This is a genomic window from Martinezella tropici (assembly GCF_003287875.1).
Taxonomy (GTDB): domain Bacteria; phylum Pseudomonadota; class Alphaproteobacteria; order Rhizobiales; family Rhizobiaceae; genus Rhizobium; species Rhizobium tropici_C.
Genome location: NZ_QMKK01000042.1, coordinates 275,582 through 291,172, shown reverse-complemented (window position 1 = coordinate 291,172; position 15,591 = coordinate 275,582). Strand labels below are relative to the sequence as shown.

Here is a 15,591-nt window from a genome sequence, read left to right as displayed (position 1 = left end):
AAGCTCGGGTCGACATGATTTCAAAGCCTGCCGTCCCGACGACAGTGGCTTCGAAGGCTTTCCGCACTTGTGGGCGTTGCCGTCCCTGAACCTCTCAAATCTTACCCCGGTGGTAATCAAAACGGTGGCCCCAAAACTCTGAGAGACGAGCCGTTGCACCGCTCCCCTTGCGTTTCCGGCTTCCGTGAATTAAATGTAGTTACGTAACCACAAATATCGAGATCACGAACTTTGGAGCTTACCATGACCGTCACCATGCTTTCAGGCCGTGAACTCAATCAGGATCTTGGGCGCGCGAAGCGGGCCGCACAGGAAGGACCTGTGATCATCACTGACAGGGGACGCCCCGCGCACGTCCTCTTGTCGTTCGATGAGTACAAGCGGCTTACCGGCAAAATGCGGACTCTCGGTGATATGCTGGCCGCGCCAGGTGGGGATGACGTTGATTTGCCGCTCCCGCAGCGTACTGAATATGCCAGGCCGGTTGACCTGTCCTGATGCTGTTGCTCGATACCAACGTCGTGTCCGAGCTCCGCAAGGTCGCGAGCGGCAAGGCCGACCCCAATGTCGTGGTCTGGAACGAAACAGTCGATCCGGCCGAATGCTTTATTTCATCCGTGGTTCTGCACGAGCTAGAGATTGGCGTCCGGCTGGTCGAACATAATGACGCAGTCGCAGGCAAGGTGCTGCGCGGCTGGCTGGAAAATATCGTCCTCACGGCATTTTCCGGCCGCATCCTGCCGCTGGACGAGGCGTCGGCCGTTCAGGCAGCGAAATGGCATGTTCCCGATCCCAAGCCGATCAATGACGCCTACATTGCTGCGGTAGCCTTCACCCGGCGCATGATACTGGTTACGCGAAACGTTAAGGATTTCGATGGCATGGGGGTGATGCTCATGAATCCGTGGGATATGCCCGCGTAACAGTTGAGATTCCAGACAAGGAGTATGTCGCGGCCCAAGGGCGTTGCATTGGCCGAAATGGGCGGATCAAAGTCAAGGTAGATGAGAATGGAAGCGTTTACGTCGGCGGTGCCAGAAAGACTGGTATCGACGGGACGCTAAATTATTGATCTACCTTGCATCTTAAGGCTGACGTTGAGCCGATCCAAATAGCATGATGTGCGGTTCTGATCCTTTCAAGAGCACTCATTCAATTCCGGCGCCGTCGCAAAGACTTGTCGGAAAGTGTATGGCCGTTAAACGAGGGCTTCGAAGATTGACATCCAAAATGGACAATATTCTCGTTCATATTTCCGATCTCTTCTCTACGATCGTCAGCGACGTCGATTATCGGGAGGAAAAAATCTATGTCGGACACAAAACTGGCAATTCTAACCGGCGCGTCGGGTGAAGTCGGCCGAGCTACTGCGCGGCGCTTTGCCGAAAGTGGCTGGTCGCTTCTATTGTGTGACCGTGCTTCGCAAGTTGTTGAGCTAGCAGAGGGGCTGTCTTCCGAGTTTGGACGGACCAGCATCGGTATGCAAATAGATCTCGAGCGCGACGCGGAAATCGAACGGGTGATCGAGGGGGCAGCACAGACTGGCATTCCGTTGCGCTTTCTCGGACTGATTGCGGCGATCAATCATCCCGCCGTCAGCATTGCAAACATCGACATGTCCCTTTGGGACAAGGTGCAGAACATCAATCTGCGGGCGAATGTAAAGTTCATCAGCGCTGCCGTGCCTTTGATGCGAGCGGCGGGTGATGCATCCATAGTCAACGTGGGTAGTTATTGGGGGCGAGAAGGGCACGCCTTCTTCAGTCCCTACTGTGCTTCCAAGGCCGCGCTGATTTCATTGACGCAAAGCGTCGCGATCGAACTCGCCCCTGAAATCCGGGTAAATTGCATTGCGCCTGGCAATATCGATACGCCGATGCATTACAATGCCCTGGCGGTCGAGGCGGAGAAGCGCGGCATTTCAGCAGAAGCGATGCGCGAAATCGAATGGGCCAAGATACCGATGGGCCGTCCGGCCGCAACGACGGAGATCGCTTCGGCGATCCATTTCCTCTCGACAAAGGACGCAAGCTATTTCGTTGGTGCGACGCTCGATGTCAATGGTGGTTGTCGGCTAACGTGATGGTCGACGCTAGACGGGCAAGCCGCGTCTATACGACCGCGGGTGTCTTGCCTGCATCACTCGACAATGAGGCTCGGGGTGCCGGCCCGGTGCTGCCCCTGAGGACTGGGTGCGGTGTCAACAGGATCCGCTTCACCGGCTGTGAGCCGTTCTTGATAAGGCTCATGAGCAGATCGGCGCTTTCGAATCCGAGATCACCTCCCGCCGTATGAAGAGTTGTCAGCGGAGGAAAGAGCATGTTCATGAAGGGCAGGTTGTTCACACCGGTCAGCGATATGTCCTGCGGACAGCTTACGCCAGCTGCCCTCATTGCGGCAAGACAGCCGACGGCGAGAAGATCATTGAACGCCATAACGGCAGTGCTGGTGAGCCCGGACGCTAGCATATGCGCCATAATCCGCTCGCCTTCTGCAACGTCATAGGCGCGGGCTTCGACGACTTCGAAACGGCAGTCGGCGGCTTTTGGAAGGCGCATCGCCGCATTGAACCCGGCGAGCCTGTTTTGGGCGGTGGAGGCCGCCAATGGCGGTGTGACATAGGTGATATCCTTATGGCCGAGGTCGAGAACATGCTCGACCATCGCCTGAACACCCGCCGCGTCGTCCATGCAGACAGAAGAAATGCGGCTATCGCGAGGATCTCGAAGAACGGCGACGGTTGGTATGCCTAACTCAAGGCAGAGATCGACGGCGGGGTCGTTCAACTCGAAGCTGGCGACGACCAGACCGGCGACGAACTGACCGCTCATGCGCTCGATTATTGAGCGAAGCTTCGCGGCGCTGTAGTCGGAATTGGCGACGAAGGTAACATATCCTTCATTGGCCACGCGTTCTTCCACGGAGGCGATAATCGGAGAAAACAGCGGGTCGCTCAGATTGGGGACGACGAGGCCAATGGTTCCTGTCTTCTGGGTGCGCAAGCTCGAGGCCAGCGAATTCCGTGTGTATCCGAGCTCCTCGGCCACCTTCTCAATTTTTCGCACTACCTTGCTGGATATCCGATGCGTCGCGCCAGAGCTGAGGGCGCGTGAAGCCGTCGAGACGTGGACACCCGCGCTCTTGGCGACATCCACGATCGTCGCGCGTGGACGCTTGCTGCCGGGATGTTTTGGATTTTCGCTCATGAGGATGCCCGCTTTTTAGCCCGTGTACCCGGGAAAATATTCGATCAAACCTTTGCGCACAAGGTGCGGATTGGTCGGCGAAAGTAGCAGCGTTCTAGATGTTCAAGCCTCTCGGCGAACCAAAGATCAGCTATCTCAGCGCGTCATTTCGTATGCTTCGCACACCAAAGGTAGTTTTTGCGTAGGAAGATTGGCCAGCGCGGTATGTTTTTTTCCATATATCGCGAAATCGATTGCTCAATACGGCGGTAGTCAAGAGACTGAAAACATTAGCTTTGCATAGCAGAAATGAAGCATCTCCATAATCGTCGTGCCAGAACTGAGCAAACGTTTGCTCTTGACTCAAACTTGTGCGCCTCCTAAGCATGTTACCCGGATGGAGCGGCACTGTGCGGTGCCGATTGTGGAGAGAGTGCGCAATGGCTTGGTCTTCAGGGGGCGATCTGAAAATTGCATTTGTCGGGACAGGCGCCCAAGGTGCCTCGATCGGCGCGGATTTCATACAGGCAGGCTTGCATGTGACGTTTATCGAGCAGTGGCCCGAGCACATTGACGCCATGAACGCTCGCGGTATCACGGTGAACCTCCCGACTCGCTCAATTCATGCAAACGTTTGCGCTAAACATCTTTGCCAAGTCGCTGAAATTCGGGAGCGCTTCGATCTGATCTTTGTCATTGTCAAGGCCTACGACACCTCCTGGACCTGCCAGCTGATCGAACCGGTTCTCGCCACTGATGGGCTCGTCGTCGGTATCCAGAACGGTATGACGCAACATGCGATTGCCACGGTAGTCGGCGCCGAGCGAACCGTTGGCGCGGTCTTCGATATGGCGTCGAACATGTTTGTCCCGGGCGTCACGAACCGGCAGAACGATCACGACACGTCATGGTTCGCGCTCGGTGCGCTCGATCCGGCCAACCGACACCGCGTCGAGATGATCGCCGAACTGCTCCGCGCGAGCGGCCGGGTCGAGGTGTCCGACGATATCAGCTCTGCCAAGTGGATGAAGCTGATCGTCAATGCCGCGCAGTTGGTTACCTCTGCGATCTTGGATCTGCCCTTTAGCGAGGCTGTTAAGGTCCCCGGAATGGAAGCCGTTATGAGAAGCGCCGGCTACGAGGCGATGCGCGCAGCTCAGGCCGATGGCGCCACCATCGTTCCGATCCTCGGCATGGCGCCGACCACGGCGAATGACCCCGAGCGCTATGTCGATGCAATCTTCGACGAGGTGTTGAGGACCTTCATGATGCCGGACACCCTCACGACGGTGCTGCAGGACTGGCGAAAGGGGCGGCGGAGCGAGGTCCTCGATATCAACGGGCATGTTGTCGCGATGCTGGAAAAGGCGGGGCAGAGCGCCCCTGTCAACCAGCGGGTTGTCGAACTCGCTCGATCGATCGAGCGCGGCAGGCTTGTCCCGCAGCCGTCGAACAGCGCGCTTTTCGGCGCGTGAGCGGCGACGGAATTTAAAGCAAGGCGCGCAAGCTGCGTCACGGAAAAGGAGAAGTCTATGAGTTGGGATAACGCGCGCGGCCCCAGAATCGCGTTTGTTGGCACCGGAGCGCAGGGTGCGTCCATCGGCGCGGACTTTGCGCTCGCCGGACTGGATGTCACCTTCATCGAACAGTGGCCGGACCACGTCAATGCGATTCGCCAGAATGGCATCACCGTCAATCTGCCGACGCGCACCATCAATGCGAAGGTGCCCGCGCTTCATCTCTGCCAGGTCGCCGAGATCAAGGAACCGTTCGATGTCGTCTTCCTCGTCGTCAAGGCCTACGACACGAAATGGGCCTGTCAACTGATCGAGCCCTGCCTCGCCCCCGATGGGCTTATCGTTGGCCTGCAGAACGGCATGACGCATGAGGATATCGCTGCGGTAGTGGGGCGCGAGCGCACCATCGGTGCGGTCATTGAGATTGCCTCTAACATGTTCATTCCCGGCATTACGAACCGGCAGAACGACCATGATGAGTCCTGGTTTGCGCTCGGCGCGCTCGATCCGAAGACGCAGGAGCGCGTCGAAGACGTCGCCAACCTGCTCAGGAACTCCGGCACCGTCGAGGTGATGGAGGATATCCGGTCCGCCAAGTGGATGAAGCTGGTCGTCAATGCTGCCGAGCTCATTCCATCGGCCATCATCAACCTGCCGCTCAACGACGCGGCGCGTGCCCCCGGCATGCTCGAAGTCATGCGTGCGGCCGGCTACGAGGCGATGCAGGCGGCACTGGCAGATGGTGCCAAGATCATTCCGATCATCGGTATGCCGCCGGTCACCACCAACCATCCGGAACGATATGTCGACCAGATCTTCGAGGAGGTGCTGAAGACCTTCTCGCGCGAAGACACGCTGACGACGTCGTTGCAGGACTGGCGCAAGGGGCGCCGGGCGGAAGTGCAGGAGGTCAACGGTGTTGTCGTCGACATCCTGCGCGCCCACGGGCAAGAGGCACCGGTCAACAAGCGGGTGATGGAAGTCGCCTACGACATTGAGGCCGGCCGCCTCGAAGCGCGTCCGGAGAACGCTGCTCTACTGATCGAAACATACCGGGCCGTCAGCGATCGCGGATGAACTCCCGGCGCGAACGGAAAGGCGAGATATCATCTAACCTGAGGAGGAGAATGGCATGAAATCGCGTTTGAAATTCGGAGCCGTCGCGCGGTGGCTATTAACATCAGCGGCACTCTGCGCCAGCGTGACTCTTTCGGCCGCGCCGGCGAATGCCGATGAGGCCAAGGGAGGAAAGCTGATTGTCGGCATCGACGAGACCGCCTCCGAATATTGGTCCGAGTATCTGCAAGGTGTAAAGGATATCGGTACATCGCTCGGCAAGGAGCCCGTCGTGCTGACGAGCAACTACCAGGGTGATCAGCTGCTGGCGCAGCTCGGCGCGACTTATTCTGCCGGGTGCAACCAGTGCGCGCTTGCCACCGATCCGTCGTCTAACGCCTTCGTAAAGGCCGTCGTGAACCGGTCAGCCAAGTCGAAGGTTCATGTCGTAACGATCTGGAACCGGCCCGAGGACATCCACCCCTGGGATACGGATTCCAAGTACTGGGTCGCTCACACGTCTTTCGACGGCGTGATGTCCGGCTATTATCAGGTCATGGCGTTGTGCAAGGCGCTAAACGGCAAGGGCAAGATCGCAGCCATCGAGGGCGTCCCGTCGACGCCGCCGGCATTCCAGCGCATTGCAGGCCTGAAGAAGGGCCTGAAGGAATGCCCGGGGCTTGAGCTCGTCGACACGCAGGTCGGTGACTGGCAGGAAACCAAGGCTCAGAACATCACGCGAACGTGGCTTGCTCGCTACGGCGACCAGCTGCAGGGCATTTTTGCATCGAACGATGCGATGGGTCGCGGCGCTGTTGCCGCGCTCAAGGAAAAGGGCTTGAACGGCAGGGTTTTGGTCACTGGTTCCGATGGGTCGAACATTGGCCTCGAAATGGTCAAGAGCGGCGATATGCTCGCCACCGTCTGGAACGATCCCGTTCTTCAGGGCGCCGTTTCGATGTCTCTAGCCTATGCCGCTGCTGTCGGCGATATCGACCCGGAAAAGCTGACGCATGCCCAGCGCGACTTCTACATCAAGCAGGACGTCGTGACGAAAGATAACGTCGACAAGTATCTCGATCTCAAGAAGAACGCGCCGAAATACACCTACGATGAAATCAAGAAAGATTTCTGGAAGGACTCTGCGGGCCAGATTCCGGAAGGCGCAAACGAGAACAAGTAATCGGAGGAGGGGTCGATGGACGCCGCTACCAGTATGAACTCCAAAACCGGCGCTCGCTCGCTGGCGCTTTTTGGCGAAATCAGAAGCAAGTTGTCATGGACGCAGTTTGCAGGCCCGATCGTGGCGCTCATCGTGCTGTCCGTAGGCTTCCAGCTGGTCAGCGGTAGCTTCTTTACGATCGACAACCTCAAATCCGTGATTGAGGCAGCGGCGGTTCCAGCCATTCTCGCCGCTGCCATCAGCTTCGTCGTCATCATGGGTTCCATCGACCTGTCGGTCGAAGGCACCATGGCGACGACGAGCATGATCGTTGCCCTGCTTGTCGCAAACGGCGTCAACGGCAACGACTACGGCCTGGTCGGCCTGCTGGCGGCGCTGGCGGTCGGCCTCGGCTTCGGTTTCTTCAACGCTGTGCTCAATGCGGCGTTGCAGATGCCGTCGCTGATCGTGACGCTCGGAACCTGGTTTGTCGGGCTCGGTATTGCCGCCGTTCTCTTTCCGTCGCGCGTGCCGCAGATCAACGATCCGCTCATTCTCAATCTAGCCCGTGTTCGAATCTTCGATCTGAGCCTTATCGTCTACATCGCGCTCGCCGTCATCATCGTCAGCCAGCTGGTCCTGAATTTCACGCGGCTAGGCCGCATGATCTACGCGATCGGTGGAGACGAAGGCCTGCTGGTCGCATCCGGTCTGCACATTCGGTGGGTAAAGATCGCGGCCTTTTCGATTTGCGGTCTGCTCGCGGGCATGTGCGGCGTGCTGCTTTCCGCTCAGCTCAGCACCGGTAACGCGAATATCGGCAACGGACTTCTGTTTCCCGCGATCAGTGCTGCTGTTCTCGGCGGCACCGTTCTGACGGGTGGACGTGGCGGCGCGGTTCAATCGGCACTGGGCGCCCTGCTGCTTGAGGTGCTGAACAACGGCCTGATCCAGATCGGCGCAGGGCCCTATACGCGTCATATCATCAGCGGCGCGGTCATCGTAGTCGCCGTTGCTGCAGGCGGCTGGCATCGCCGTCGCAAACTGAGGGTCGTAAAATGACAGGCTCGCTCGTTCTCAAAGGTGTCCGCAAGACCTATGGCAGCGTCGTTGCGCTCGAAGGGATTGATCTCGAAATCCCGGCTGGCCAGGTTCTCGGATTGATTGGCCAGAATGGCTCGGGCAAGTCGACGCTTCTCAAGATCCTGGCGGGATTGGCAATGCCCGATGACGGGCAGATCATTCTCGATGGCGAACCGATTGTACTGGATTCGGCGTCCACCGCCGGCAGCTTCGGCATCGGCATGGTTCATCAGGAGCAGTCTCTCATTCCGAATCTGACAGTTGCGGAAAATATCTTCCTCGACAAGCCACACCCGGCCATGAAGAACGGTCTCTACCGGTGGGGAGCGCTGAACAAGGCGGCTGAGGAGCAACTGCGGAAAATCTCGGTCGAATTGCCGGTGAAGGCTCTCGTCGAGGAATTGCGCTTCGCCGAACGCCAGCAGGTGGAGCTCGCCAAGGTTCTCGCGATCGAGGAACTCGTCGATCGCCCTCCGGTCATTCTCTTCGATGAGCCCACCTCCGTTCTCACACCTGAAGAAATCAAACTGCTCTTCAAGCAGATAAACCGGTTGCGTGGGAATGCGACGATTATCTTCGTCTCGCATCGGCTTGAGGAGGTCCTGGAGATCAGCGACCGGATCGTCGTGATGACCGACGGCCGCAAGGTCGCCGAACGTGAAAGCCGTTCAGTCGACCGAAATGAGCTCTACGAGCTGATGGTTGGACGTCAGCGGTTGAGCAACGCGCGATCTATCCGGAGGCCTGCGGCATCCGATGACAAGCCGGTGCTGAAGATCGAGCAGCTTGGCAGCGCACAGCATTTCCGCAATGTCGGTTTCGAACTTCGTCGCGGCGAGATTCTGGGCATCGCCGGAGTGCTGGGTTCAGGCGCCGAGGAATTGTGCCGAGCCGTCTTTGGCGCAGAGCGGATCGATTCCGGAAGGATTGCGATCGAGGGCAGGGCGATGACCCCGGGCAGTCCGCGAAACGCGGTACGCGAGGGTATTGGATATCTGCCGGCTGATCGCCGGGCGGAGGGCATGCTGCCGAGCCGGTCTCTTTTCGAGAACGCAGTTCTCACGTTCGGCCTCGACTATGGCTGGCGCTCGGTCATCCTGAGGCGAAGCAGCGAACGGCCGGCGGCTCTTGAGTGGATGAAGCGCCTCAAGGTCAAGATGCACACGCCATATGCGCCGATATCGAGCCTGAGCGGCGGCAACCAGCAGAAGACTGTCCTGGCAAAGTGGCTTTTGGCGAAACGGTTAAAGGTTCTCTTCCTCGACCACCCCAGCCGTGGACTCGATCCCGGCGCCCGCGACGATCTGTTTGCCGTTATCCGGCAGCAGGCGGAGAAAGGTCTGTCGATCGTCTTCGTCGGCGACACGATCTCGGAGCTGGTTGAGCTCTCGGACCGCATCCTGGTCATGCGGGATGGTGAGATCACCGCGCATTTCGACCTCGCCAATGGCGCATTGCCGAAAGAAGAGGAAGTCGTCGCGGCCATGGTCTGAGCCGGACGTGACGGCGCCCAAGTTGGACTTCGGATAAGGGATTGACGATCATGGAAAATACATTGGACAGCGCGCTGATCTCGGCGCTCCGCAGCCAAAGGCCGGGCTTGATGAGATCGCTTGGACCGCTGGCCGTTCTGATTGCGCTTGTGGCGATCAGCGCGGTGATTGCCCCCGGCGTGATCGAGCTGGACTCGCTCCTGAGCTTCCTGTCCGATGCGGCGCCGATCATTGCGCTGGTAATTGGCGGAACGCTGCCGATCCTGGCGGGCAGTATCGACTTGTCAGTCGCCGGCGTCGCTTCACTCACCGGCGTCCTTGTCGTCGTCCTCAATCCGATCTTTGGCCCATGGACGTCGCTCGTCGTCATCCTGCTCGCCATAGCATTCGGTGCGACCCAGGGCTTTCTGCATTCCTGGCTCCAACTGCCATCTTTCATCGTCACGCTCGGTACGCTAAGCATGTTGTCAGGGCTTGCTTTGCTTCTTTCAAACGCGACGGCGGAGCCGATCCCCGAAAATGATTTTTTCGTTGCCTATCTCTCGAACAACACCGCAGAGATCCCGAACACGATAATTGCGCTGATCGTCATTGTCGCGGTGCTCGGCTTTTTGATGCGATATCTGCGCTTTGGACGGGACATTTACGCGCTCGGCACCGGTGAGCGGGCCGCGATCATGTCTGCCGTCAATGTCGTCGCCGTCCGTACCGTCATCTTTGCAATTTCGGCCGGTTGTGCGGCGGTCGCGGGTCTGTTCCTGATTTCCATCACCACATTCAGTTCGCCAACTCTTGCCGGCAACCTGCTGCTTCTGTCCATCGTCGGTGTCGTGCTCGGCGGCACTGCGATCTCGGGCGGTGTCGGCGGGCTGCTTCCGGCGGTCGTCGGCGGCCTGATCACGTCCTGGCTGCGCATCGTGACAGTCATCATCGGCGTGCAGCCGACGGCGCAAAACATCGTGTTCGGTCTCACTGCGCTGATTGCAGTGGCGCTGACGACCGACCGCAGCAAGCTCGGCATCATCAAATAGTCCCGCTTGCGGCCGGTTATGAGAGATCAAGGGGCGGTTCGTTCGGACCGCCCCTTTGCGTTGCGCTAGACCGCGCTTCGCCTGACCCAGTCTCTTTGCGTGGATTTGAGGCTGGCTTCGATCTGGGCCGACGCGTCCTCGAGAGCAAGTCTTGTCGGTTTGTTGCCGAGCAGGGCGTCATGGATCTCTACGCCCAGAACCTTCTCAATTGTCGTGTATTGCGGAATATTGGGGCGCTGCCAGGTATGAAGAAGGTTCTTCTTTGCCAATTGGTCGACGAAGCGCACGATCGGTGAGCTCGCAGCCGCTTCCGGATCGGCGCTGACAGAAAAGCGCGGCGCGACCGGGAAGCCGTTCTTCACATGCGCCTTCATAGCTTCCCGCGACGCCATCCAAGCGATCGCGTCGGCGGCCAGTTCGACGCGCTCTTCGGGCAGATTGGTCGGGATGCAGAAGAGAAAGCCGCCGATCGGAGAGGCGCGGGTGCCTCCAGGTCCGAACGGCTGCGGCAGATACTCGACCCGGCGCTTGACCACTGACTGGACGTCATATTCGAAGCGAGCCGCGCGCATGGTCCAGAAGTAACCAAGGCTTGCCTTGCCCTTCAAAAACACTTCGAGTGTCTGGTCCCACGCCATCTCGAGGATCGTCGGCGGTGATATCTCCACCAGCCGGCGCATGTAATCGAGTGCCGCAAATCCGGCATCGGACAGGATGGTGCAGCTCAGTTCCTCGAGATTAGTTCCATCGAGAGTGAAACCAGAACGCGTCTTGCGAAGCGAAATGGCGGGATGGCCGCAGGCGCCCATGAAGAACAGGAAGCTCGACGCGATCGGCATGCCACGTGCGCCATCCCAGACGGCGCCGTACATCCCGTCATCAGGTGCATGGAATTTGCGTCCGGCGCTGATGACGTCGTCAAAGGTCTTGGGGAAGGACAGGCCTGCGTCGGCAAATAGGTCCTTGCGGGCAGCCAGGAACTCGACCGTGCAATAGCCCGGGACGCCGTAGTCTTTGCCTTCCCAGGTCGCGGCCGACCAGATCGACGGGTGGAAGTCGAGCGGATTGATGCCGGTCTTCTGGACATATTGGTCAATCGGCCGGATGACGCCGCTTTCTGCGAACTCGCCAAGCCAGGGCATGTTGATCGCGATAACGTCGTAATCGGAGCGGGGCTTGGCGCCATTCTCACGCGCCCGGCGATAGAGCTCGGGAAGCGGCAGCAGATCGAAATTCTTGCGCGAGGCGAGGTTATTGCGAAAGTCGGCCCACATGTTGCGCATGGCCGAGAAGTAATTGTCGTCGTTCAGCAGGAAGCGCAGTTCGATCTGCGATTCAGCACGCTTCTGGACGAGACGCATTGGCGGAATGATCTGCGACCCCAGAGGAGTCCCGCCGAAATAATACTCGTCTTCCTCTTCGCCGGCACGCAGGCCCAGGGTCTGCGCAAGAAGGGATTTCGTCTTTCGCGCGTAGACTTCGAAGGAGCGGAGAAGCTGCTCGCTGGGCTGCAGCGCAAAGCTCTTGCCCGAAGAACCTTTCGCAACCTTGGCGATGTAACCGCTGTCGATCAGCCTGTTGATCAGCCGCATCGACGTCGCGTAAGGCAGGCCGGATTCCTGCCCAAGGGTCGAAATCGAAACCGTCTGGCTGAGAATATGCGATTTGATCAGGAAGGTGACGATAAGCCAGATGGCATCATCGTCGGCCTCCGCCACAACCTCTCGAAAGGGCCGGCGCGTCTTCTCGATGAAATCGATGACGCGCAACATCTCATATTCGTTCACGTCGGCCTCCCAAACCGTCGCGTTTCCGACGATCACACTAGCTGGCAAGTCGTCCTTTCACCAGTCTGCCTATATGGCCTTGAGTACGTGCGATGATCCGGATTGATCTCGCTTCAAACCGGCAAGGCGCTCGTATTGTTCGAAGAGAACGAAGAAGTCCTTTTCGGCGAGACCATCGGCGAAGGCGGCCTCATATTGCTGGCGGATCATAGAGGCGAGATACATCGGTACGTGGTCAGACTTCGCAGCGCCGAGAATGAGATCGAAGTCCTTCATCATCTGTGAAACCGAAAATGCCGGATCGAAATTCCGTTTCACCAGCAGGTTCCGCTTGTAGGCGATCAGCGGCGAGGCAACGGCGCTTTCACAGATGACATTCAGCATCGTCTCGACTGAGAGATTTCCCTTGAGCCCGAGCGTCAGGGCCTCTCCAAGCAGGGCCGCGGTCGCACCGACCAGGGCGTTCAGGACGAGTTTCAGATAACGAGCCTCTTCACCCTCGCCGAGATAGAACTGCTTCGCCGCAAAGCTTGCAAGAATCGGCTCGACCTTGCGGTAGTCCGCTTCGGGTCCCGAAACCATCACCGACAACATCCCTGACGATGCCGTGACGGTGCTGCCTGAAACCGGCGCGCGAAGATAGGCGACCCTCTTGCGGACGAGTGCCTCGGCGACTTCGGCCGAGAGTTCGGGCGAGACGGTGCTCATCTCTACCAGGATCTGGCCGGGCTTGAGGAGATCGACGAGTGCCGATGGCCCGAGCGTCAGCTGGCGCAAAATGGCATCGTTCGGAATCGTGAGTATGATCACGTCCGAGGCCTCGACGAGATCCTCGAGGCTATACGCGACGTTCGCGCCCTGGGCGACGACCGACGCGCGGTTTTCCGGCAGCGGTTCATAGACGGACAGGGGATATCCGCGCTCCAGAACGCGCCTGCTCATGGGGGCCCCCATCTTTCCGATGCCCGCCCAACCCACTCTCAACGTGTCGCTCATGCATAACCTTTCTTGCCTGGAAGCAGGTGCGATCCAGAAATATTCGATGCCGTCATTTCACGAAGGAGCGCGAACAAGCCAATTGGGCCGTCGGACCGCTCGGTGCATGCACTCTCCTCCTGCTGAAATACTAACGCCGCAGGCAGATCGTTTGCTGTATTGAAAATATCCGTTTCGGATAATTAAAGATTTGTCGAAGCGCGTATTCACCCGTAGCTTCAATCCCGGATCGCACGGCGGTTCCTCGGGAGGAATAAGCCGTCAGAAAAAAAAGGAAAACGCGGAAGCTCAGCGCTGCCGCGGACGATATCTTTTTGTCGGTTTGCCGGCATGTCGGAGGAGTATGAAATGGGATCGAGCGTCGTTGCAGCCGTTGCCGGCAAGGTGGTTATCGTAACCGGCTCAGCACGGGGTATCGGTGCTGGCATAGCTTCGGACCTTGCCGACAAGGGCGCCCATGTCGTCATCGCCGATCTGAACGCGGAGGCTGCGCAGAGGACCGCCTCAAAGATTTCTTCGCAGGGCGGCAGCGCCATTGCCGTCGGGGTGGACGTATCGAGCCGTAAGGACGTTCGGACGTTGATCGAAACCACGGTCTCGCATTTCGGCCGGCTCGATGTGATGTTCAACAACGCCGGCATCAGCCAGACCTGCCCATTCCTTGAAGTCACCGACGAGGACTTCGACCGCATCATGGCGATCAACGGCCGAGGTGTGCTGATCGGGACGCAGGAAGCGGCAAAGCAGATGATCGCCCAGGGCGGCGGCGGAAAGATCATCAATACAGCGTCGATCGCCGGCAAGCAGGGCTATCCGCTCTTTGCGCATTACTGTGCGTCGAAATTTGCCGTCGTGGCCATTACACAGGCTGCGGCCCGCGCATTGGCTGAGCATAAGATCACTGTGAACTGCTTCGGCCCTGGCGTTGTTAAGACGGAGCTTTGGGAGCAGCTAGACCGCGAATTCATCGAGCATGGGCTGACCGAGAAGCCGGAACAGGCGCTCAACGAGTTCTCCCAGTCCATCCTGCTCGGGCGCGTCTCGCTTCCCAAAGATATCACAGGCGTAACGACATTCCTCGCCTCCGATGCATCGGATTACGTCACCGGACAAACGGTGATGGTCGACGGCGGCATGGTCCTGATCTGAAACACATGCGACTGGTCCGCGACTGCGGCCACCAACTGCAATCACGAAAGGCATTGCGATGAAGGCTGTACGATATTACGCGAAGAGAGACATCCGGGTCGAAGACGTGCCGGCGCCCAGCGGCCCACTCGGCGACGACATGGTGCTGATCGAGCCCTTGGTCTGTGGCATCTGCGGCACGGACATACACGAATATATCGCAGGCCCTATCGTCACGCCGGCAACCCCCAACTCCTATTCCGGCGCTATCCTTCCGCAGATCCTGGGCCACGAGTTTTCCGCGCGCGTTCTGGAGGTGGGCAAGAACGTCACGCATGTCTCGCCGGGCTCGCGCGTTTCCATCCAGCCGCTGATTTCGCCGCGCGATGATTATTACGGTCGTCGCGGCCTCTTCCATCTCAGCGAAAACATGGCTGTTGTCGGGCTCTCCTGGGACTGGGGCGGTATGGGCGAACGCGCCGTCGTCAACGGCTACAACGCCATTCCGGTGCCGGATACGGTCTCGGACGTTCAAGCCGCGATGATCGAGCCGGCGGCCGTAGCCGTTTATGGTGTCGATCGCGGTGGCGTGACGAGCGGCAGCAGTGTGCTCGTGTCAGGTGTCGGGCCGATCGGCACGCTGGTTCTGCTCGCGGCCAAGGCTGCCGGCGCGACTAAGATCTTCGTCTCCGAGCTCAATCCGAACCGCCGCGCGCTGGCACAACAGCTGGTGCCCGAGGCGATCGTCTTCGATCCGCGCGAAACGGATGCAGAGAAGCTGTTCCGCGACCAGACCGAAGAAGGCGTTGGTGTCGATGTCGCGCTGGAATGCGTCGGCGCCGAAGCATCGCTGAACCTTTGCGCCAAGGCCGTGCGTCGTCGTGGCACCGTCGTGCAGGTCGGCCTACATGTGAAGCCGGCTGCGATCGATGCGATGCTCTGGGCGCTGAAGGACATCACGGTCGAAGCTACCTGGTGCTATCCCGTCACGATCTGGCCTCGTATCGCCTCGATGATCGGCGCCGGCATTTTCCCGGTCGAAAAGGTAGTCACGGCCGAGATCGCGCCCGAAGACGTGGTGGAAAAGGGCTTCGAGGCGCTGCTCGACCCTAAGGCCACCCACATGAAAATCCTCGTCAATATGAAGGCCTGA

14 protein-coding genes are annotated in these 15,591 nt (G+C 59.0%); 11 read left to right on the top strand and 3 right to left on the bottom strand.

Translation table 11 applies throughout. The annotated features are described in order from the left end of the window. The first annotated feature begins 243 nt into the window (after positions 1-243). From DQ393_RS17770 to DQ393_RS17760, 3 genes are all read left to right on the top strand, one after another. Positions 244-498 (top strand): type II toxin-antitoxin system Phd/YefM family antitoxin, encoded by a 255-nt coding sequence (locus DQ393_RS17770; protein ID WP_112340188.1) that lies wholly within the window; start codon positions 244-246, stop codon positions 496-498. Continuing rightward, positions 498-923 carry a type II toxin-antitoxin system VapC family toxin gene (locus tag DQ393_RS17765; protein ID WP_112340189.1) on the top strand — a complete coding sequence of 142 codons (426 nt, stop codon included), beginning with the start codon at positions 498-500 and terminating at the stop codon, positions 921-923. The genes DQ393_RS17770 and DQ393_RS17765 overlap by 1 nt, the downstream gene beginning before the upstream one ends. A 386-nt stretch (positions 924-1,309) precedes the next feature. Further along, positions 1,310-2,083 carry an SDR family NAD(P)-dependent oxidoreductase gene (locus DQ393_RS17760; protein WP_112343055.1) on the top strand — a complete coding sequence of 258 codons (774 nt, stop codon included), beginning with the start codon at positions 1,310-1,312 and terminating at the stop codon, positions 2,081-2,083. 28 nt (positions 2,084-2,111) lie between these two features. Here DQ393_RS17760 and DQ393_RS17755 read toward each other — a convergent pair whose 3' ends face one another. Beyond that, a complete protein-coding gene (locus tag DQ393_RS17755; RefSeq protein WP_112343054.1) occupies positions 2,112-3,206 on the bottom strand; it encodes a LacI family DNA-binding transcriptional regulator in 1,095 nt (364 codons plus the stop codon). 365 nt (positions 3,207-3,571) lie between these two features. On the opposite strand from DQ393_RS17755, the gene DQ393_RS17750 reads away from it, so the two are divergent. Genes DQ393_RS17750 through DQ393_RS17725 form a run of 6 tightly spaced genes read left to right on the top strand, consistent with a single transcriptional unit; the run spans position 3,572 to position 10,527 of the window. Next, positions 3,572-4,660 (top strand): ketopantoate reductase family protein, encoded by a 1,089-nt coding sequence (locus tag DQ393_RS17750; protein WP_210209428.1) that lies wholly within the window; start codon positions 3,572-3,574, stop codon positions 4,658-4,660. A 57-nt stretch (positions 4,661-4,717) separates the two neighbouring features. Next, the gene (locus DQ393_RS17745) at positions 4,718-5,779 is read left to right on the top strand and encodes a ketopantoate reductase family protein (protein WP_069613505.1); all 1,062 of its coding nucleotides are present in this window, start codon (positions 4,718-4,720) and stop codon (positions 5,777-5,779) included. Positions 5,780-5,834: 55 nt separating this feature from the next. Beyond that, positions 5,835-6,941, top strand: coding sequence for a sugar ABC transporter substrate-binding protein (locus DQ393_RS17740; RefSeq protein WP_112343052.1), 1,107 nt, complete (start codon positions 5,835-5,837; stop codon positions 6,939-6,941). A gap of 15 nt (positions 6,942-6,956) precedes the next feature. Next, on the top strand, positions 6,957-7,982 hold the full coding sequence (locus DQ393_RS17735) for an ABC transporter permease (protein ID WP_112343051.1): 1,026 nt from the start codon (positions 6,957-6,959) through the stop codon (positions 7,980-7,982). Continuing rightward, entirely contained in the window at positions 7,979-9,496 is a 1,518-nt protein-coding gene (locus DQ393_RS17730; RefSeq protein ID WP_112343050.1) for a sugar ABC transporter ATP-binding protein, read from the top strand. Before DQ393_RS17735 ends, DQ393_RS17730 begins: the two co-directional genes overlap by 4 nt. Positions 9,497-9,546: 50 nt before the next feature. Next, complete coding sequence (locus DQ393_RS17725; protein WP_146758987.1) at positions 9,547-10,527, top strand: ABC transporter permease; 981 nt, start codon at positions 9,547-9,549, stop codon at positions 10,525-10,527. 65 nt (positions 10,528-10,592) lie between these two features. Here DQ393_RS17725 and DQ393_RS17720 read toward each other — a convergent pair whose 3' ends face one another. Beyond that, positions 10,593-12,314 (bottom strand): extracellular solute-binding protein, encoded by a 1,722-nt coding sequence (locus DQ393_RS17720; RefSeq protein WP_141720059.1) that lies wholly within the window; start codon positions 12,312-12,314, stop codon positions 10,593-10,595. A gap of 69 nt (positions 12,315-12,383) precedes the next feature. Next, on the bottom strand, positions 12,384-13,310 hold the full coding sequence (locus tag DQ393_RS17715; RefSeq protein WP_112343048.1) for an NAD(P)-dependent oxidoreductase: 927 nt from the start codon (positions 13,308-13,310) through the stop codon (positions 12,384-12,386). 348 nt (positions 13,311-13,658) lie between these two features. Here DQ393_RS17715 and DQ393_RS17710 point away from each other — a divergent pair, with 348 nt between their 5' ends. Both DQ393_RS17710 and DQ393_RS17705 read left to right on the top strand, forming a co-directional pair. Then, on the top strand, positions 13,659-14,459 hold the full coding sequence (locus DQ393_RS17710; RefSeq protein ID WP_112343047.1) for a glucose 1-dehydrogenase: 801 nt from the start codon (positions 13,659-13,661) through the stop codon (positions 14,457-14,459). A gap of 58 nt (positions 14,460-14,517) precedes the next feature. Next, entirely contained in the window at positions 14,518-15,591 is a 1,074-nt protein-coding gene (locus tag DQ393_RS17705) for a 2,3-butanediol dehydrogenase (protein ID WP_112343046.1), read from the top strand.